General features: G+C 72.3%; 19 protein-coding genes. 11 read left to right on the top strand and 8 right to left on the bottom strand.

Features of this window, described 5'->3' with window-relative positions; genetic code table 11:
- Positions 1-10: 10 nt before the first annotated feature.
- Positions 11-649 (bottom strand): GNAT family N-acetyltransferase, encoded by a 639-nt coding sequence (locus tag FYC51_RS09345; RefSeq protein WP_148733291.1) that lies wholly within the window; start codon positions 647-649, stop codon positions 11-13.
- A 99-nt stretch (positions 650-748) separates the two neighbouring features.
- Between FYC51_RS09345 and FYC51_RS09340 the strand changes: the two genes are divergently transcribed.
- Positions 749-970 (top strand): Rv0909 family putative TA system antitoxin, encoded by a 222-nt coding sequence (locus FYC51_RS09340; protein ID WP_148733290.1) that lies wholly within the window; start codon positions 749-751, stop codon positions 968-970.
- 70 nt (positions 971-1,040) lie between these two features.
- Here the strand turns inward: FYC51_RS09340 and FYC51_RS09335 are convergent, their stop codons facing one another.
- Positions 1,041-1,856 (bottom strand): helix-turn-helix domain-containing protein, encoded by an 816-nt coding sequence (locus FYC51_RS09335; RefSeq protein ID WP_148733289.1) that lies wholly within the window; start codon positions 1,854-1,856, stop codon positions 1,041-1,043.
- Between the two features lie 83 nt (positions 1,857-1,939).
- On the opposite strand from FYC51_RS09335, the gene FYC51_RS09330 reads away from it, so the two are divergent.
- Positions 1,940-2,362, top strand: a complete 423-nt coding sequence (locus FYC51_RS09330; protein WP_148733288.1) for an SRPBCC family protein — start codon at positions 1,940-1,942, stop codon at positions 2,360-2,362.
- On the opposite strand, the gene FYC51_RS09325 is transcribed toward FYC51_RS09330, so the two are convergent.
- The 3 genes from FYC51_RS09325 to FYC51_RS09315 form a co-directional block, all read right to left on the bottom strand.
- Positions 2,359-3,645 (bottom strand): adenylosuccinate synthase, encoded by a 1,287-nt coding sequence (locus FYC51_RS09325; RefSeq protein ID WP_148733287.1) that lies wholly within the window; start codon positions 3,643-3,645, stop codon positions 2,359-2,361. The two genes, FYC51_RS09330 and FYC51_RS09325, sit on opposite strands and share 4 nt — an antisense overlap.
- Before the next feature lies 1 nt (position 3,646).
- The gene (locus FYC51_RS09320; protein ID WP_148733286.1) at positions 3,647-4,195 is read right to left on the bottom strand and encodes a DUF3151 family protein; all 549 of its coding nucleotides are present in this window, start codon (positions 4,193-4,195) and stop codon (positions 3,647-3,649) included.
- A gap of 114 nt (positions 4,196-4,309) precedes the next feature.
- On the bottom strand, positions 4,310-5,752 hold the full coding sequence (locus FYC51_RS09315; RefSeq protein ID WP_148733285.1) for a S8 family peptidase: 1,443 nt from the start codon (positions 5,750-5,752) through the stop codon (positions 4,310-4,312).
- Between the two features lie 199 nt (positions 5,753-5,951).
- On the opposite strand from FYC51_RS09315, the gene argG reads away from it, so the two are divergent.
- From argG to FYC51_RS09275, 8 genes are all read left to right on the top strand, one after another.
- Positions 5,952-7,379, top strand: coding sequence for an argininosuccinate synthase (argG, locus tag FYC51_RS09310; RefSeq protein WP_148733284.1), 1,428 nt, complete (start codon positions 5,952-5,954; stop codon positions 7,377-7,379).
- Positions 7,380-7,506: 127 nt separating this feature from the next.
- Positions 7,507-8,220, top strand: coding sequence for an ABC transporter ATP-binding protein (locus FYC51_RS09305; RefSeq protein WP_148733283.1), 714 nt, complete (start codon positions 7,507-7,509; stop codon positions 8,218-8,220).
- On the top strand, positions 8,217-9,518 hold the full coding sequence (locus tag FYC51_RS09300; protein WP_148733282.1) for an ABC transporter permease: 1,302 nt from the start codon (positions 8,217-8,219) through the stop codon (positions 9,516-9,518). The genes FYC51_RS09305 and FYC51_RS09300 overlap by 4 nt, the downstream gene beginning before the upstream one ends.
- 171 nt (positions 9,519-9,689) lie before the next feature.
- Positions 9,690-11,162 (top strand): cardiolipin synthase, encoded by a 1,473-nt coding sequence (gene cls / locus FYC51_RS09295; RefSeq protein WP_148733281.1) that lies wholly within the window; start codon positions 9,690-9,692, stop codon positions 11,160-11,162.
- Positions 11,163-11,192: 30 nt separating this feature from the next.
- On the top strand, positions 11,193-11,861 hold the full coding sequence (locus FYC51_RS09290; RefSeq protein ID WP_148733280.1) for a GAP family protein: 669 nt from the start codon (positions 11,193-11,195) through the stop codon (positions 11,859-11,861).
- A 50-nt stretch (positions 11,862-11,911) separates the two neighbouring features.
- Positions 11,912-12,571, top strand: a complete 660-nt coding sequence (locus FYC51_RS09285) for a TetR/AcrR family transcriptional regulator (RefSeq protein ID WP_148733279.1) — start codon at positions 11,912-11,914, stop codon at positions 12,569-12,571.
- Positions 12,568-13,236 (top strand): hypothetical protein, encoded by a 669-nt coding sequence (locus tag FYC51_RS09280; RefSeq protein ID WP_187432562.1) that lies wholly within the window; start codon positions 12,568-12,570, stop codon positions 13,234-13,236. Before FYC51_RS09285 ends, FYC51_RS09280 begins: the two co-directional genes overlap by 4 nt.
- Positions 13,233-15,092, top strand: coding sequence for a YhgE/Pip family protein (locus FYC51_RS09275; protein ID WP_148733278.1), 1,860 nt, complete (start codon positions 13,233-13,235; stop codon positions 15,090-15,092). The genes FYC51_RS09280 and FYC51_RS09275 overlap by 4 nt, the downstream gene beginning before the upstream one ends.
- A gap of 3 nt (positions 15,093-15,095) precedes the next feature.
- Here FYC51_RS09275 and FYC51_RS09270 read toward each other — a convergent pair whose 3' ends face one another.
- From FYC51_RS09270 to FYC51_RS09260, 3 genes are all read right to left on the bottom strand, one after another.
- Positions 15,096-15,464, bottom strand: a complete 369-nt coding sequence (locus tag FYC51_RS09270; RefSeq protein ID WP_148733277.1) for a nuclear transport factor 2 family protein — start codon at positions 15,462-15,464, stop codon at positions 15,096-15,098.
- A gap of 35 nt (positions 15,465-15,499) precedes the next feature.
- Positions 15,500-16,516 (bottom strand): magnesium and cobalt transport protein CorA, encoded by a 1,017-nt coding sequence (locus tag FYC51_RS09265; protein ID WP_148733276.1) that lies wholly within the window; start codon positions 16,514-16,516, stop codon positions 15,500-15,502.
- Positions 16,517-16,604: 88 nt separating this feature from the next.
- The gene (locus FYC51_RS09260) at positions 16,605-17,243 is read right to left on the bottom strand and encodes a TetR/AcrR family transcriptional regulator (RefSeq protein ID WP_148733275.1); all 639 of its coding nucleotides are present in this window, start codon (positions 17,241-17,243) and stop codon (positions 16,605-16,607) included.
- A 54-nt stretch (positions 17,244-17,297) separates the two neighbouring features.
- On the opposite strand from FYC51_RS09260, the gene FYC51_RS09255 reads away from it, so the two are divergent.
- Complete coding sequence (locus FYC51_RS09255) at positions 17,298-18,674, top strand: MFS transporter (protein ID WP_187432561.1); 1,377 nt, start codon at positions 17,298-17,300, stop codon at positions 18,672-18,674.

Genomic DNA, 18,674 nt, shown 5'->3' with positions numbered 1-18,674 from the left:
GCAGGGCCGCTCAGGCGCCGAGCCGCACGGGCTCCTCGCCCCACGCCGCGAGGCGTGCCTCGAGCCCAGCCCGCACCGAGGGCCAGTCGTCGACGATCACGGCGTAGACCGCGGAATCGCGCCATGACCCGTCGGCACGCGGCTTGTGCCGACGCGCGATGCCCTCGAACTGCGCGCCGAGCTTCAGGATCGCCGCCCGCGAGCGGTCGTTGCGCGCATCGGCCTGCAGCTTCACGCGGCCGAACCCGTGGTCGAAGGCGAGCCCGAGGAGCAGCAGCTTCGCCTCGGGGTTCACGGCCGTGCCCCAGACGCGCGGGTCGTACGCGGTCCAGCCGATGTGCGCCGACTCGCTGCCGAGGTCGAGATCGCCGAGCTTTGTGGCGCCGACGACCGTGCCGTGATCGGGTCCGCCCTCGAGGCGCACGGTGAACGGCATCGCCGCCGGGCCGCCGTCGTAGTAGTCGCTCGCGAAGGCCGTGAAGGCGTCGGCATCGGCCGGCAGCCCGGCGGGGCCGCCGCCGTAGCCGCCAGCGAACACCTCGGGGCGTCGCAGCGCACGCTCGAGCTCGGGAATGTCAGCGTCGGAATAGGGCGTGAGGCTGACGAACCGGCCGACGAGCGGCCGATCGGCGGGGCGGGTGGCGGTCACCCGTCGAGTCTGTCACGCCCGCGAGGGCCGAGGGTTCCGGTTCACCGGCCCGGACCCTACGATGGCGAGAGCACCGTCCGACGATGAAAGGTGGGGGACATGGGAGCGCTGGACGACCTGACGAAGAAGGCACAGGACTTCGTCGAGGAGAACAAGGACACGATCAACGAGGCGCTGAACAGCCAGCAGGCCGAGGACATCAGCGACAAGGTCCTCGATGCGGTCTCCGATGCCGCGAAGAAGGTCACGCCCGACGAGCACGACGAGAAGGTCGACGCCGTCCGCGAGAACATCGACAAGGCCATCGGCACCGAGCCCTGAGCCGAGCCGACCTCCAGGTCTTCGAGGGCGGATGCCGCGTGGTCGCGGCATCCGCCCTCGGCATGTGGGGCTACCGGAACGCGGCTTCGGGGTCGGGCACGAACCGCACGGCGTCGGGACCGGCGGCGCTGACCCGCCGGTGGTAGTCGGCCGGCGTGTAGCCCGTGAACCGCTTGAAGTCGCGGATGACGTGCGACTGGTCGTAGTAGCCGCCGTCGGCGGCGAGCTCGCTCCACGGCGCCGCGCCGGGCACGGGCGTCGCGTCGATGAGCCGGTGGAACCGCACGAGTTCGGCGTAGCGCTTGGGCGTCGAGCCGGTCGCCCGGCGGAACCGTGCGACGAACGCCGGATGCCGCAGTCCGTGCGCCGCGGCGAGCGGTCCGATCGGGTGCGCGGGATCCGCCTCGAGCCGCTCGATCGCGTCGCGCACGACGGGGTCGGGGGCGCCTCCCACGGCGAGGCGCTCGGTCAGGAGCGCCTCGATCGCGTCGAGCACGGCGTCGGCCGCGGCATCCGGCCCGAGCGCCGCCGGCCCGTCGAGCCACGGCTGCGACGTCACCGCGCCGGCGAGCCGCTCGGGGTCGAGTCCGAGCACGCGGAGTCCGTCGGCGCGCACCACCCCCCCGGCGTTCACGATCACGTCGGGCGCCTCGCTCACGACGAACCGCGATCGCATGCCCGAGCAGAACGCGGACCCGAGCGTGCGCCACGGGGCATCCGCCGACTCGAGCACCCGGTAGGGGCGGGGCGAGAGGTTCACGATGAGGTGGACGTCGGTCATCGGGAAGATGCGCTCGTACCGGGTCGGCGCGGGGCCGCGCAGGAACCAGAGCTCGCGCACCGCCTCGGCGAGCGGCCCCTGCGCCGGGCGACCAGCGACCTCCACGCGCCACCTCCGTGAAATCCATCCAATCGGATGCCGCGCCGGCCGGTCTAGCCTGCGCCTGAGGGCGGCACGAGGAGGATCCCATGAAGACCGCATTCACCGACGAGCAGTCGATCGCGGCCCCGGCCGACGCCGTGTGGACCCGGCTCACCGACTGGTCGGGCGCGCCGAACTGGATGCCCGGCGTCGAATCGATGCGCGCCGACGGACCGCTCGCGGTCGGCACCGTGCTGCGCTTCGTCGCGCGCGGCAAGGAGCGCACGTCGACGATCACGGCGATCGAGCCCGGCCGCGGCCTCACGATGCGCAGCGCCGTGGGCGGCGTGACCGCCGACTACGCGTACGCGATCGAGCCCGCCGCGGATGCCGCGGGCAGCCGCGTGCGCCTCGACGCCGCCGTGGCCACCCGCGGTCTCGTGTCGCTGTTCGCCCCGATGATCCGGGGCGCGATCGCGCGCGAGGACGGCATCCAGCTCACCCGGCTCAAGCAGTGGGTGGAGGGCTAATCCAGGAGGTCGTGGAGCTCGACGATCTCGTCGCGACCGGGGCCGACGCCGATGGCGGAGATGCGCGAGCCGCTCATCGCCTCGAGCTCGCGCACGTAGGCCTGCGCGTTCGCGGGGAGCTCCGAGAACTCGCGGGCACCCGAGATGTCCTCCTGCCAGCCGGGGAACTCCTCGTAGATCGGCACGGCGTGGTGGAAGTCCGACTGCGACACTGGCACCTCCTCGACGCGCTGCCCGTCGACCTCATACGCGACCGCGACCGGGATCCTCTCGAGGCCCGTGAGCACGTCGAGCTTCGTGAGCACGAAGTCGGTGACGCCGTTGACGCGCGACGCGTAGCGGGCGATGGGCGCGTCGTACCAGCCGGTGCGGCGACGGCGGCCGGTGGTCGTGCCGAACTCGAAGCCGCGCTCGCTGAGGAACTCGCCCCACTCGTCGAAGAGCTCGGTGGGGAACGGACCCGCGCCGACGCGCGTCGTGTACGCCTTCACCACGGCGATGACCCGGTCGATGCGATTCGGCGCGATGCCCGAGCCGGTGACGGCGCCGCCGCTCGTCGCGTTCGACGACGTGACGAAGGGGTAGGTGCCGTGGTCGACGTCGAGCATCGTGGCCTGGCCGCCCTCGAAGAGGACGGTCTCGCCGCGCTCGAGCGCCTGGTGCAGCAGCAGCGACGTGTCGGTGACCATCGGCCGCAGGCGGTCGACGTAGCCGAGCAGCTCCTCGACGATCTCGTCGACGCCGATCGCGCGGCGGTTGTAGACCTTCACGAGCAGGTGGTTCTTCTGGTCGAGCGCGCCCTCGACCTTCTGCCGCAGGATGTTCTCGTCGAACAGGTCCTGCATGCGCAGGCCGACGCGGTTGATCTTGTCGGCGTAGGCGGGGCCGATGCCGCGCCCGGTGGTGCCGATCTGGCGCTTGCCGAGGAAGCGCTCGGTGACCTTGTCGAGCGTGCGGTGGTACTGCGTGATGAGGTGCGCGTTCGCCGAGATGCGCAGCTTCGAGACATCCACGCCCCGGCTCGCGAGCCCCTCGAGCTCCTCGAAGAGCACCTCGATGTCGACGACCACGCCGTTGGCGATGACCGGCGTGACGCCCGGCGTGAGGATGCCCGACGGCAGCAGGTGCAGGGCGTACTTCTCCTCGCCCACGACCACGGTGTGCCCGGCGTTGTTGCCGCCGTTGAACTTCACGACGTAGTCGAGTCGGGAACCCAGTAGGTCGGTCGCCTTGCCCTTGCCCTCGTCGCCCCATTGCGCTCCGATGAGTACGGCTGCGGGCATGTCAGTCCTCTCCTGCCGCGTCGACGGCGGCGATGGGTTCGGCGAGCGGCTCGCCGGTGCGTGCTTCGAACTCGGTCGCGGGCGTGATGACGGCGGCGGATGCCACGATCGGCATGAGCTGGGTGGGCGTGAACTCCGACGCGATGCGGCCCGGCGCCTCGGCATCGGCGGAGGCCAGCTCGTCGGCGAGCCGTGCGGCGCGGTCGTCGAGGCCGAGCGCGAGGGCGGCCCGGCGCTGGGCGTCGAGCGCGCGCAGGTAGGCGCGGTTGGGCTCGTCCCGCCAGGGGACGGGCTGTCCCTGCTGCCATCCGGATGCCGCGAGCTGCTCGCGAGCGAGGTCGACGGCGACGGCCGCGTAGGCGAACGCCTCGATGGAGTGGCCCTCGGAGTCGGCGAGGTCGGCCAGTTCGGCCCACGCGAGCGGTGACGACGGATGCCCCGACACGACCGACGCGACGGATGCCCGATCGGCCTCGGCGAGCGCCTGCCGCACCTCGGGCTCGTCGGCGAGCGACGCCTCGCCCTCGGGTGCTGAATCGTCTGGGGTCACACTCGAGTGTATCGCGGGGCCATTTCGGGGCCCGTGGACGCGCGGACGCGCCCCGACACACGCGACGAGGGGCCGGACCGTGCGGTCCGGCCCCTCGCGCTGCGCGTCAGCGGATCACTGCACGGCGTTGAGGGCGTTCACGTTGCCCGCGCCGTAGAACCCGTTGCGCTCGCCGCCCGTGCACGTGGCCGGGAAGCCGGGACGCGGCTCGTACACGCCGTCGGGGCAGGCGATCGGCGTCGCCGTGCGCTCGAGGAACGACGCCAGCTGGCCGGGGTTCATGCCCGGGTGCGCCGACAGCGCGAGCGCCGCGACACCGGCCGCGTGCGGGCCGGCCATCGAGGTGCCCTGCGACCAGCCGTAGCCGCCGCCGGGGATCGTGGAGAGCACCGCGTCGGTGAGCGTGGACGAAACGCCGCCGGTGCGGAAGCGCGTGTCACCGCCGGGAGCCGTCACGTCGACGACGCCCTGGCCGTACGACGAGTAGTAGCTCTTCTGCTCGGTCGGGCCGACGGCCGACACCGTCACCACGCCGGGCGCCTCGGCCGGCAGGTCGCGGCACGCTCCGTTGATGGTGCGGTCCTCGACGGGGGAGCTGCCGTCGTTCGGGCTGCCCGAGTCGGTGAACTTGTGCTGCAGGTCGACGTTGCTGTTGCCCGCCGAGGCCACCGTCAGGGTGCCCTGCGCCGACGAGTAGCGCAGCGCGCGCTGCACGGCCTGCCAGACCGGGCGCTGGCGCGGGTCGTTCACGCAGTTGAACTCCCACGGGTCGATGAAGTAGCTGTTGTTCGTGACGGGCATGCCGTGGTCGGCGGCCCAGAGGTACCCGCAGATCGCGGCCTCGGGGTAGATGAAGCCGTCGTCGTTGACGACCTTCACCGATGCGACCTTCACGCCGGGCGCGACGCCCGCGATGCCGACGCCGTTGATCGCCGCGGCGATGGTGCCCGCGACGTGGGTGCCGTGCGACGAGTTCGTCGGGCTCCACGCGGCCTGGCTCGTGTCGACGACGCCGCCGAGGCACGAGGCGCTCTGGTCCTTCGCGACCTGGGTCGCGAGGTCGGGGTGGTTCGCGTCGATGCCCGAGTCGAGCACGCCGACGACGACCGACGGGTCACCCGTGGTGATCGCGTGCGCCTCGGCGACGTCGATCTGCTGCATGTCCCACTGCTCGCTCCAGCGCGGCTCCGCCGTGGGGTCGCCGGATGCCTCGACCGACGCCACGTCGGCGGCCTCGACGACCTCGTCGTCGATGAGCGTCGTGCCGAGCCCGTTCGTCGACGCGACGGACTCGACGCCCGCGCCCGCGACGGCGGTCTCGAACGACGTGTTCGTCGAGCGCGCCACGAGCACGCCGATCTGGTCGTAGGCGGCGACGACGGTGCCGCCGGCCGCGGCGACGCGGGCTGCGGCCTTGTCCGTGCTCTTGCCCTGCGGCGCGAGCACGAGGTAGGTGGTGTCGGGTCCGGCTGCGGCCGCCGGGACGGCGGCCGTTCCGATGAGCCCGACGGCGAGGGCGGCGGCACATGCCACGCCGATCACCTTGCGGTTCTTCATCCATTTCTCCGTTCAGTGCGAAAAGCGTCGCCGCCCTGTCAGGCGGCGACCCGGCTCGTCCAGTGGATGCGACGCGCGACGGCATCGGTGGAGCCGCGCGACCGGTGGCGCGAGTCTATGGGATACCGGCCCTCGAGCGGGGGTCATTGACACCGGTGCGCGTCGTCGTGCGATGATTCGCGCAAGTAGGCTGGAGGCCATGTCCAAAGTCCTCACGAGCCTCCCCGTCGGCGAGCGCGTCGGCATCGCGTTCTCGGGAGGCCTCGACACCTCCGTGGCGGTCGCGTGGATGCGCGAGAAGGGTGCGGTCCCCTGCACCTACACCGCCGACCTCGGCCAGCCCGACGAGCCCGACGTCGAGGCCGTGCCCGGTCGTGCGCTCGAGTACGGGGCCGAGATCAGCCGCCTGGTCGACGTGAAGACCGCGCTCGTCGAGGAGGGCCTCGTCGCGCTGCAGTGCGGCGCGTTCCACATCCGCTCCGGCGGCAAGACGTACTTCAACACCACGCCGCTGGGCCGAGCGGTCACGGGCACGCTGCTCGTGCGCGCGATGATGGAGGACGGCGTCGACATCTGGGGCGACGGCTCCACCTACAAGGGCAACGACATCGAGCGGTTCTACCGCTACGGCCTCATGGCCAACCCGCGCCTGCGCATCTACAAGCCATGGCTCGACCAGACGTTCGTCACCGAGCTCGGCGGCCGCGCCGAGATGAGCGAGTGGATGCAGCAGCGCGACCTGCCGTACCGGGCATCGGGCGAGAAGGCGTACTCCACCGACGCGAACATCTGGGGTGCCACCCACGAGGCGAAGAAGCTCGAGGACCTCGACGCGGGCATCACGCTCGTCGAGCCGATCATGGGCGTGCGGTTCTGGGACGACGCGGTCGTGATCGACGCCGAGGACGTCACCGTGCGCTACGAGCAGGGCCGTCCGGTCGCGCTCGACGGCGTCGAGTTCGACGACCCGGTCGAGCTCGTGCTCGAGGCGAACCGCATCGGCGGCCGCCACGGGCTCGGCATGAGCGACCAGATCGAGAACCGCATCATCGAGGCGAAGTCGCGCGGCATCTACGAGGCGCCGGGCATGGCGCTACTGCACATCACCTACGAGCGCCTCCTCAACGCGATCCACAACGAGGACACGATCGCGAACTACCACCAGGAGGGCCGCCGCCTCGGCCGCCTGATGTACGAGGGCCGGTGGCTCGACCCGCAGTCGCTCATGCTGCGCGAGTCGATCCAGCGCTGGGTGGGCTCGGCCGTGACCGGTGAGGTCACGCTGCGCCTGCGTCGCGGCGACGACTACACGATCCTCAACACCGAGGGTCCGGCGCTGAGCTACCACCCCGACAAGCTCTCGATGGAGCGCGTCGGCGACCAGGCGTTCGGCCCCGAGGACCGCATCGGCCAGCTCACCATGCGCAACCTCGACATCGCCGATTCGCGCGCACGCCTCGAGCAGTACGCGCACCTCGGCATCGTCGGCGGCGCGACCGCGCAGCTCGTGGGCGAGATCGCCTCCGGCCAGGCCGCGCAGATCGCCGCTGGCGAGGCCGAGACCGAGCTCGAGGCCGCCACGGATGCCGCGAACGAGGCCGCGGCGTTCGACCTCGGCACCGACTGACGCGACGCCGCGTACTGCGACGGCGGTACGCGAGGTTACCTCCTGGGGCGGACGCGCGGAGCACCGGCGCCGACCAGACTCGAGGTCGGTGCGCGACGTGCGCGCCGGACCCCCGAGAGGACTCGACATGGCGACCCCCATCCTGCAGGTCGACGACCTGCACAAGACCTACGGGCGAGGCGCGACGCGCTTCGACGCGCTCAAGGGGGTGAGCTTCGAGGTGCGCGAGGGCGAGTCCCTCGCGATCGTCGGCAAGTCGGGTTCCGGCAAGTCGACGCTCATGCACCTGCTCGCCCTGCTCGACCAGCCGACGTCGGGCAGCGTGCGCCTCGCCGGTCGCGACGCGAGCACCCTTCGGGGGCGGGAGCTCAACCGCGCCCGCAACCGCACGTTCGGCTTCGTGTTCCAGCAGTTCTTCCTCACGCCGAACGCGACCGTGCTCGAGAACGTCATCCTCCCGCTGAAGATCGCGGGCGTCGGTCGCGCGGAACGCCGGCGACGCGGCATGGCCGCGCTGGCGCAGCTCGAGCTCGACGACAAGGCGCGCAACCGGGCCTCCGACCTCTCGGGCGGGCAGAAGCAGCGCGTCGTGATCGCCCGGGCGCTCGTGAACGACCCCCGCGTGATCTTCGCCGACGAGCCGACGGGCAACCTCGACTCGGCGACCGGCGCGGTCGTCGAGGACATCCTGTTCGACCTCAACCGCGAGCAGGGCATCACGCTCATCGTCGTCACGCACGACGAGGAGCTCGCCGCCCGCTGCGACCGGCGCATCCACATGCGCGACGGCCTCCTCGTCGAGGAGCACGCCGACGCCGTCGAGGAGGTGTTCGCCGCGTGAAGACGACCGACGTGATCGCGAGCGCGATCTCCAACACGTTCCGATCGAAGACCCGCACGATCCTGACGATCCTCGCGATCTTCATCGGCGCGTTCACCCTCACCATCACGACCGGCCTGGGCACCGGCATCAACCGGTACATCGACCAGACGGTCGCGGAGATCGGCGCCGGCGATGTCATGACCGTGACGCACGCCCCGGCGGAGGACGCCGGCGACGGCCCGCAGGAGTACGTCGCCGACCAGGTGGCGCAGCAGCGCACCGCCCCCGGCCCGCAGTCGGGCCAGTCGATCGACCCGATCACCGCGTCCGACCTCGAAGAGCTCGCCGCGATCGACGGCGTCGTCTCCGTCGAGCCGGTGAAGGCGATCGACGTGGACTACATCCGGCACGACGACGGCACGGCGTACCGGATCGACGTGGGCTCGTTCATCCCGGGCATGCAGGTGCAGCTCGCGGCCGGGGAGCAGCCCGACGCGGCATCCGATGCCCTGCAGGTCGTCGTGCCCGTGGACTACGTCGAACCGCTCGGATTCGCCGACGACGCGGCCGCGCTCGGCCAGGAGGTCGTGCTCGGGCTGACCGACGGCAACGGCGTCGAGCAGACGATCACGGCGACCGTGGTCGGGGTCTCGGAGGCGGGCCTCGGGGGCGCCGGCGGCAGCGCCTCGCCGAACACCGCGCTGACCGACGCGCTCTACGCCGCGCAGGGGGTCGGCGCGCCAGCGGGGCAGGCCGAGTCCTACGGCTCGGCGACCGTGCGGTTCGACCCCGCCTCCACGCCCGAGCAGGTCGAGGCGCTGCGCACCGACCTCGCGGACGCCGGATTCCAGGCGACGACCGTCGACGACACGCTCGGCGCGTTCAAGACCGTCATCGACGGCATCGTGCTCGTGCTGAACGCGTTCGCGATCATCGCGCTGCTCGCCGCGAGCTTCGGCATCGTGAACACGCTCTTCATGTCGGTGCAGGAGCGCACGCGCGAGATCGGGCTCATGAAGGCGATGGGCATGGGCAGCGGCCGCGTGTTCGGGATGTTCAGCTCGGAGGCGACGTACATCGGGCTGCTCGGCAGCCTCGTCGGCATCGGCGTCGGGATGCTCGCGGGCACCGTCGCAGGCGGCGCGCTGTCGTCGACGCTGCTCGCCGACCTGCCCGGGCTGACGCTCATCGCGTTCGACCCCGTGTCGATCCTCACGATCGTGCTCCTGGTGATGGGCATCGCGTTCGTGGCGGGCTCGCTGCCCGCCGCCCGTGCGGCGCGGCTGAACCCGATCGACGCGCTCCGGTACGAGTAGCGGGGAGTCGCGCGTTGGGGAGGCCGACAGGCCTCCCCGACGCGCGCACGGCCCGCGGACACGGGCCTCCCCAGCCCGAAAGGCCCATGCCATACTCAGTCAACTGCTCCGCGACCGGACTGGGGAGGACGCGATGACTGCTGGTGGACCCTTCGTGTCGGGAGCCGGGCGTTGAGCGCCGAGCTGGCGAACCTCCTCGGCGGCATCCTGATCCTCGCCGACCTCGCCATCCGGATCGCCGCGCTGATCATCATCCCGCGCGACCGCAAGCCGACCGCCGCGATGGCGTGGCTGCTCGCGATCTTCCTCATCCCGTTCGTCGGCATCATCCTGTTCCTCGTCATCGGCAACGTGAAGCTGCCGAAGAAGCGGATGGCGCGGCAGAAGGAGATCAACGCGATCATCGAGCAGCGCGCCGAGGGCGTCGACCTCGACACCGACCCCGAGGCCTGGCCGTCGTGGTTCCGCACGATCTCGGAGCAGAACCGCCGCCTCGGCGCGCTGCCCGCGACCGGCGGCAACCGGGCCGAGCTCATCGGCGACTACCAGGCCTCGATCGACCGGATGGCCGCGGACCTCGACCTCGCCGAGCGGTTCGTGCACGTCGAGTTCTTCATCGTCGCGTTCGACGACACCACTCGCGGGTTCTTCGCGGCGATGGAGCGGGCGGTGCAGCGCGGCGTGACGGTGCGGCTCCTGATGGATCACATCGCCTCGGCCAAGGTGCCCATCCACAAGGAGACCGTCGCGGAGCTCGACCGGATCGGCGTGATCTGGCGGTACCTGCTGCCCGTGCAGCCGTTCAAGGGCCACTACCAGCGGCCCGACCTGCGCAACCACCGCAAGCTCGTCGTCGTCGACGGACGGGTCGCGTACACGGGATCGCAGAACCTCATCGACCGCAGCTACGACTCGCCGAAGAACCTCAAGCGGGGGCTCAAGTGGCAGGAGCTCGTGACCCGTATCACCGGCAGCGCCGTGACGGCGATCAACGCGGTGTTCCTCTCGGACTGGTATGCCGAGACCGACGAGAACCTGCTCGCCACCGAGCACGTCGCTGCGGCCGACGTGCCCGACGATCCCTCGCCCGACGCGCTCGTCTGCCAGGTCGTGCCGAGCGGTCCCGCCTACGAGCTCGAGAACAACCTGCGCCTGTTCCTCGGCCTGGTGAACGCCGCGCAGGAGCAGGTGATCATCACGAGCCCGTACTTCGTGCCCGACGAGGCGATGATGTACGCCATCACCTCGGCGCGCCTGCGCGGGCTCGAGGTGCAGCTGTTCGTGTCGGAGATCGGCGACCAGGGCTCGGTCTGGCACGCGCAGCGCTCGTACTACGGCGCGCTCCTGCGTGCGGGGGTGCGGATCTTCCTCTACCCCGGGCCGTACATCCTGCACGCCAAGCACCTCTCGATCGACGACGACGTCGCGGTCATCGGCTCGAGCAACATGGACATCCGCTCGTTCAACCTGAACTTCGAGATCTCGCTGCTCGTGCGCGGACGCTCGTTCGTGGCCGACATGCGCGAGGTGGAGGCCGAGTACCGAGCCCTGGGCCGCGAGCTCACGCTGGAGGAGTGGGAGCGGGAACCCGCGACGGCGACGTTCCTCGACGGCGTCGCGCGCCTGACCTCTGCGCTGCAGTAGGCGGATCGCGGACTCGCACGGGGGAGACGGATGCTGCAGGCGACCTGGCACGTGCTGCCGATCGCGATCGCCGTCGCGATCAGCTCGGTGCCGATCATGGCGACCATCCTGATCCTGCTGTCACCGAACCGGTCCCGGTCGGCCGTGCCCTTCCTCATCGGCTTCGTGCTCGGACTCGCCGTGGTGGTCACGCTCTGCACGCTGTTCGCGCAGGCCATCCCGACGCCGCGATCGTCGCGGCGGCCCGACACGGCCGTGGGCACCGCCGAGATCCTCGTCGGCCTGGCGCTCGTCGTGATCGCCGTCGTCGCCTGGGTGCGGGCGCGGCGGAATCCGTCCACTGCGGCGCCGAAGTGGCTCGAGGGGGTCAGCAGGCTCGGCCCATGGGGGTCGTTCGGCCTGGCGCTGCTGCTCAACGTGCGCCCCAAGGCCCTGCTGCTCGCCGTCGCCGCCGGCCTCGCACTCCGCGGCGACGGCGTGACGGCCACGCAGGCGGCGATCCTGATCGGGATCTACACCCTGGTCTCCGCGTCGACGGTCGCGGTGCCGATCATCGCCACCCTGGTCGACCACCGCCGGATGGAGCCCCGCCTCCTGCGGGCCCGCGAGTGGCTCGACCGCAACAGCGGGCAGGTGGCCGCGGTCATCCTGCTGCTCATCGGCGTGGTCATCATCGGCACGGGCATCGCGCGCCTGTGAGGATGTGCTACGAACTTGCACATGAGTGTGCAAGTTCGTAGCATGGTCGTATGCCGTCCGACATCGACGCGGGCCGTCGCCCTCGTCGAGACGCCACGGCCAACCGCGAAGCCCTCCTGGCCGCCGCCGCCGACGCGCTCGCCGAGGCATCCGACGCCCCACTCGAGCGCATCACGAGCGCCGCCGGCCTCACCCGCCGCGCCTTCTACGGGCACTTCGCCAACCGCGACGAGCTCGTCGTCGCCGTCATCGACGTGGGCGCCGCCCGACTGAACGCGATCGCCGCCGACACCGACGACCCGCACGCCCCCACCGCGATCGCGCTGCTCGGCGCTCGACTCTGGGGCGCCGTCGAGCACGTGCGCGTCCTCGCCGGCATGGCCGTGCGCGAGCCGTATTCCGCGCATGCCGCCGAGGCCCTGGCACCCGTGCGCGATCGCCTGCGCGCCCTCGTCGAGCGCGGCATCGCCGACGGCACCGTGCGTCCCGACATCCGGCCCGACGTGCTCGCCCGCCTCGTCGAGTCGGCCGCCATCGCCGTGCTGCTCGAGGCGGCCGTCACCGGCATCGACGACGCCGAGGGCCGCCGCCTCGTGATGCTCGCCGTGCTCGGCACCGCCGGACTCTCGTGGCAGGACAGCGCCGAGCTCATCGACACCGCGCCCGCGCTCGCTGCGCCGGCGGTCGCGTCGGGGGATCCCACGGCATGAGGATCGACCTGCGCGGCGTCGGCAAGGGACGCCGCACCGAGGCGCTGCCTGCGACCACCATCGGCTACGAGTCGGGCCGCGCAACGCTGGCACGCGCCGAGACCGAGCAGCGCCCGACCGTGCTGGGCCTGCTCGCCTCGGGCCGCATGCGACCCGACACCGGCACCGTGACCATCGACGGGCGAGCGGATGCCGCCGCGATCCGCCGCGCGATCGCCCTCGTCGACGCGCCCGACGTCTCCGATCCCGCGCCGAACGTGACCGTCGCCGGCGTCGCCGCCGAGGAGCTCATGTTCGCCGGCGTCCCCTCGAACCCCGTCTCGGTCGCCCGCCGGCTCGACAAGTTCGGTCTGCGCGACGTCGCGCGGATCCCGATCGCGAACGTGGACCCCATCGTGCGCCTGCGCCTGCTCACCGAACTCGCAATCCTCCGCGACGACATCGAGGGACTCGTGCTCGTCTCCCCCGACCGCCACGGCGGGGACCCGCTCGAGTGGTGGGAGCTCGCCAAGCGCCTCGCCGATCGCGGCTTCGCGGTGCTCGTCATCGCCGGCGACGCGTCGGCCGCCGCGATCGGCGCCGCCGCGATGATCGAGCGCATGCAGGCCATGGACGTCGACGAGGTCGCGGAGCACGCGGCCATCGCCGAAGGGGGCCTCGCGTGAAGGTGCCCCAGATGATCGCCGCCGAGCTCAGGCGGCTCACGTCGACGCGCATGTCGGTCATCGCGCTGCTCGCGCTCGTCGCCGTGCCCGTGCTCTACGGCGGGCTGTACCTCTGGGCGAACCAGGACCCGTACGCGAAGTTCCCCGAGGTGCCCGTGGCGCTCGTCGTCGAGGACGAGGGGACTCCGGCCGCCGACGACGCACCGGCGCGCAACGTCGGCGACGAGGTCGCCGACGAGCTGCTCGCCGACGGCGCCTTCGACTGGCACCGGGTCTCGGCCGAGCAGGCGACGACCGGGCTCGACGAGTCCACGTACGACTTCGCCATCACCATCCCGGCCGACTTCTCCGACTCGCTCGCCTCGGTCGGCACGGATGCCCCGCGGCGGGCCGAGATCGTGCTGTCCACGAACGACGCCACCAGCTACCTGGCCGGCACGATCGGGAAGCAGGCGGTGGAGCGGATCCGCGCCGTGATCGCCCAGCAGGTCGGACGCGAGGCCGCCTCGACGCTGCTCGACTCGATCGCGACCATCCGCAGCAACCTCTCCGACGCCGCCGACGGCGCCGCCCGCCTGGCCGACGGCGCCGCTCAGGCCGTCGACGGCGCGGGACGGCTCTCCGACGGGGCGTCCCGCCTCGCCGACGGGAGCACGCAGCTCGCCGAGGGCACCGCGCAGCTCGCCGACGGCTCGGCACAGCTGGCAGCGGGCGCGCAGCAGGTCGCCGACGGGAACGCGCAGCTCGCGGCATCCGCCGATCGCGTCGGGGCCGCCGTCGACGAGGCGACGGCCGCACTGCCCCAGGTGCGCGACGACGTCGCGGCCCGGCTCGCCGCGGCCGGCGTCGACCAGGCCACGATCGACGACGTGCTCGCGCGCCTCGACCCGCTCGGCGCTGACCTCGCCGCCGGCAACGACCGCGTGCAGGAGGTCGTCGGGCAGGTCGACCGGCTCGCCGCGGGCAGCGCGCAGGTCGCCGACGGCTCGGCGTCCCTCGCGGCGGCCACGCGCACCGCGGCCGACGGCGCGGCCGAGGTGGCGGCGGGCTCGAACGCGCTGCGCGACGGGATCGACACGCTCGGCGACGGGCTCGGTGCTCTCGGCGACGGCGCGGGCACGCTGCGCGACGGGCTCGCCGACGGCGTCGACGCGATCCCCGATTCCGACCAGGCCACGCGCGACGCCCAGGCGTCGACCATCGCCGACCCGATCGCCCTCGAGACGAGCCCGGTGACGCAGGCCGGCAGCTACGGCGCCGGGCTCGCGCCGTTCTTCGCCGCGCTCGCGGGCTGGATCGGCATCTACGCGCTGTTCCTCATCGTGAAGCCGATCTCGCGGCGCGCGGTCACGGCGCTGCACTCGCCGATCCGCGTGACCTTCGCCGGGTGGCTGACGCCCGGCATCCTCGGGGCCGTGCAGATGATCGGGCTGTTCGTCGTGCTCGCCGTCACGCTCGGGTTCCACATGGCGAACCCGGTCGGCACGCTCGGCGTCATGGTGCTCGCGTCGGCGACGTACGCGGCGATCATCCTCGCGCTCAACGTGTGGCTCGGGTCGGTCGGGCAGTTCCTCGGGCTCGTGCTCATGGTGCTGCAGCTCGTCACGGCGGGCGGCACGTTCCCGTGGCAGACGCTGCCCGCGCCGCTCACCGCGCTGCACCACGTGCTGCCCATGGGCGACGTGGTCGACGCCATGCGGCAGTCCATGTACGGCGGCGACCTGTCGCGGGCCGGCGCCGATGCGATCGTGCTGCTCGCGTGGCTCGCGGGCGGGCTGGTGTTCGCAGCGCTCGGCGTGACGCGGATGACGCACCACCGCACGCTGCGCGACCTGCAGCCGAGCCTGATCGGGTAGGTCTCAGGCCGGCGTCTGCTGGTGCGCGGCGACGCGCCAGGCGCCGTCGTCGTAGAGGTAGGTCGTCGACATGCGCAGGTCGGCCGTCTCGTCGCCGCGTCGCGCGACCGCGCGGTACACCAGCACGCCGGCGTGGTCGCCGAGGCGGATGACGGCGGGCTCGTGCAGCTCGTACGACTCCCACGGCGGGGCGCTGCGGAACGCCGCGCGCACCTCGTCGCGACCGAGCACCGCCCCCTCCACCACCATGAGGCCGTCGCGCGTCATCGCGCGCTGGTAGTGCTCGCCGCCATGCCCTTCGAGGATGGCCTTCCATCCGGCGTGCTCCTCGTGCAGGAGTCGGGCGGGCAGATCGTCGGTGATCTCGGTCATGTCCCCACGCTACCCGCCGGACCGACGCAATTCGATCAGAGCCAGCCGCGGCGCTTGAAGACGGCGTAGAGGCCGGCGGCGAAGCCGAGCATGAGCGCGACCGCGAACGGGTACCCCCACGGCCAGTCGAGCTCGGGCATGTACGCGAAGTTCATGCCGTAGACCGCTGCGATGAGGCTCGGCGCGAAGATGATGGCGGCCCAGCTCGAGATCTTCTTCGTCTGCTCGCTCTGCGCGAGCGCCGTCTCGGAGAGCACGCGGATCTCCTCGTTCTGCCGCTGCGCGACGAGCGCGGAGTGCACCTGCAGCGCGTTCTGCAGCAACTGGCGGAATCCGTCGCCGTGCTCGACGATGCGGATGACGTGGTCCTTCACGTCGCGAAGGTACCGCTGCAGCTCGAGGTCGACCCCGTACTTCTCGAAGCCGCGCTCGAGCGCGTCGAACATGCCGACGAGCGGACGCGTCGCGCGCTGGAACTCCATGACCTCGCTCGCGAGGTCGTAGATGCGCCGGGTCACCTCGGGGTCTCCGGAGAAGAGCTGCTCCTCGATCTCGTCGATGTCGTTCTCGAGCCCCAGGTCGACCGGCACGTACTCGTCGACGACCTCGTCGAGCACGGCGTAGAGCACGGCCTCGGGGCCCTTCGCGAGCAGTTCGGGGTTGCCCTCGAGGCGACGTCGCACGCGCGCGAGGTCGGGAGACTCCGCGTGCCGGATCGTGATGGCGAAGTCGGGGCCGATGAACACGTGCAGCTCGCCGAACTCCACCTGCTCGACGTCGTCGAGGTAGCGCGCCGGACGGAGCACGACGAAGAGGGTGTCGCCGTAGCGCTCCAGCTTCGCGCGCTGGTGGCCCTTCTTCGCGTCCTCGACCGAGAGCGGGTGCAGCCCGAACTCGCTCGCCAGCGCGTCGATCTCGGCGTCGAGCGGCCGGTAGAGGCCGATCCAGGCGAAGCCGCCGTGCGCCTCGCGGGTCTCGAAGGTCTCGGCGAGGGACGCCGGCGTGGCGACCCGGCGGCCGCCCCGGTAGATCGCATTGTCGACGACGGGCATCGGCTCAAGTCTCGTGCGCGGCGGGGCGCCGCGGCATCCGACACGCGGCGCGGTCGTGGGCAGCGCGCCCTGACCGCACCGGCGCGGCTCAGGCGCTGTCGCTCACGGCCCACTGGCCGCGCACGGCCGTCGGGCGCGACCGCTCGAGCGTGCCCGGGGCGAGCCCGAGCCGCCCCTCGGCCGCGGTGTAGACGACGTGGTCGGCCTCGGCGCGCGTGACCAGGCCGATGGCGTGGTGCTGCACGGCCATGCCGTCGACGAGCGCCGTGAGCATGCGCGCGTCGCCCGCGGGATCGTCGCTGCGCCCGAGACCGGCCTCGTCGAGGCGCTCGATGATGCGGGCGAGCCGCCGCTCGCAGTCGCGGTGGTGGCGCATGAGCGACGCGTGCAGCTCGGGGTTGCGCGGGGCCTCGCTCCAGGCGTCGATCCAGACGAAGTAGTGCTCGCGAGGCGTCGAGGTGAGCCAGTCGGCGAGCGCCTCCACGGGCTCGACGCGCTCGGCGACCTCCTCGTCGCCCTCGAGCTCGGCGAGCACTGCGGCGTCGAAGGCCGCCGCGACGAGCTGCTCGCGGGTGGCGAAGTAGTGCCGGATGAGGCCGTGCACCACGCCGACCTCGGCCGCGACGTCGCGCAGCGTGACGCGTGCGAAGCCGTCGCGCGCCACGAGGCGGAGCGTCGCGGCGAGGATCTGTTCCCGCCGCGCTGCGGGATCGAGCCGGTTCGCCATGCCTCCATGCTACCCCTCTTGTCCACGCGGACAACGACTGGTATCGTGTTATCCATGTGGACAAGAAGGGGTCCCGCGCTCGATGCGATCGATCGTCACCGCCGCCGCCTCACGGCCGGCGTCGTGGCCGCGACCGTGCTCATGTCCTCGGGCGCCATGGTCATCTTCCCCCTGCTGCCCGCGCTGCAGTCGCAGCTCGGCATCTCCACCGCCGACATCGGCTTCGTCGCCGCGGCGGGGTTCGCGGCCTCCCTCGCCGCCGAGCTCCTCGTCGCGCCGTTCGCCGACCGCGGCCGCGCCCGCACCATGGGCGTCGCCGGCGTCGTGCTCATGACCGCGGCCCTCGTCGGCTCGGCGCTCGCGACCGAGACCTGGCAGCTCGTGGGGGGCCGCGCGCTCGGCGGACTCGGCATGGGCGTCTTCATGGCCGCGGCGAGCGCGTTGCTCGTGCGCGCCGACCCAGCGCGGGCCGGCGAGGCCCTCGGGCGCCTCGGGGCCGCCGAGCTCGCCGGCATCGCGCTCGGCCCGCTCGCCTCGGGCCTCGCGATCGCGTTCGCGTCGCCGTCGACGATCCTGGCGTGGTCGGGCGTCGTGGTGGTCTTCGGCGTCGCCCCGGTCCTGCTCGCGTTCCGCGAGCGCACCGACCCGGATGCCGCGGCGGCGGGCCAGGCGGCGGGAGCCGCCGGGGCGCGTGCAGCCGGGGGCGGTTCCGCCGCGGCATCCGTGGACCCTGCGGCCCGGCCGCCGCGCGTGAGCTTCGACCTGCTGCGGTCGCCGATGGTGGTCGGCGTGCTGCTGCTCTACGGCGCCGTCATGGTGCCGACCGGTGCGTACGACGGCATCTGGCCGCGATTCATGGCCGACATCGGCGCGAGCGAGTGGCTCACGGCGCTGAGCTACACGCTGTTCGCGGTGCCGTTCGCGCTCGTCGCCGGCTGGGCGGGGCGACTGGCCGACCGCCGCGGCGGCGTCTCGGCGTTCGTGCGCGGAGCCGTCGTGCTCGTGCCGATCGTCGCCCTCTACGGCGTCATCGGCGATCCCTGGGTCGCCACGGGCGTCGGCTTCGTCGAGTCGAGCGGGCAGGCGCTCGCGTTCATCGGCGCCGCAGCCGCGATGGCGCAGGCCGTGCCTGCCGCGCGTGCCGGCGCCTCGCAGGGGCTCATGCGCGCGTTCGGCCTGCTCATGGCGACGATCGCGGCCGCCCTCTCGGGCATCGCCTACGAATCCGGCGGACCGCTCGCGCTGTTCGGCGGCACGGCGATCGTCGTCGTGGTGATCGTCGTGGCGGGGCTGCTCGTGATCCGGTCGGCGCGTCGGCGGGCGCGGGCGGATGCCGCGACGGTCGCGGCATCCGTGGAGCCGACCGTCGTCGGGGCGGCCGAGGTGCGGGAGCCGAGCGCCGTCGCGGCCTGCGCGACCGTCGCCGACTGA

The sequence above is a fragment of the Agromyces mariniharenae genome, assembly GCF_008122505.1.
Taxonomy (GTDB): Bacteria; Actinomycetota; Actinomycetes; order Actinomycetales; family Microbacteriaceae; genus Agromyces; species Agromyces mariniharenae.
Note: the sequence above shows the minus strand (reverse complement) of the source record. Positions and strands in the feature narration are given on the sequence as shown.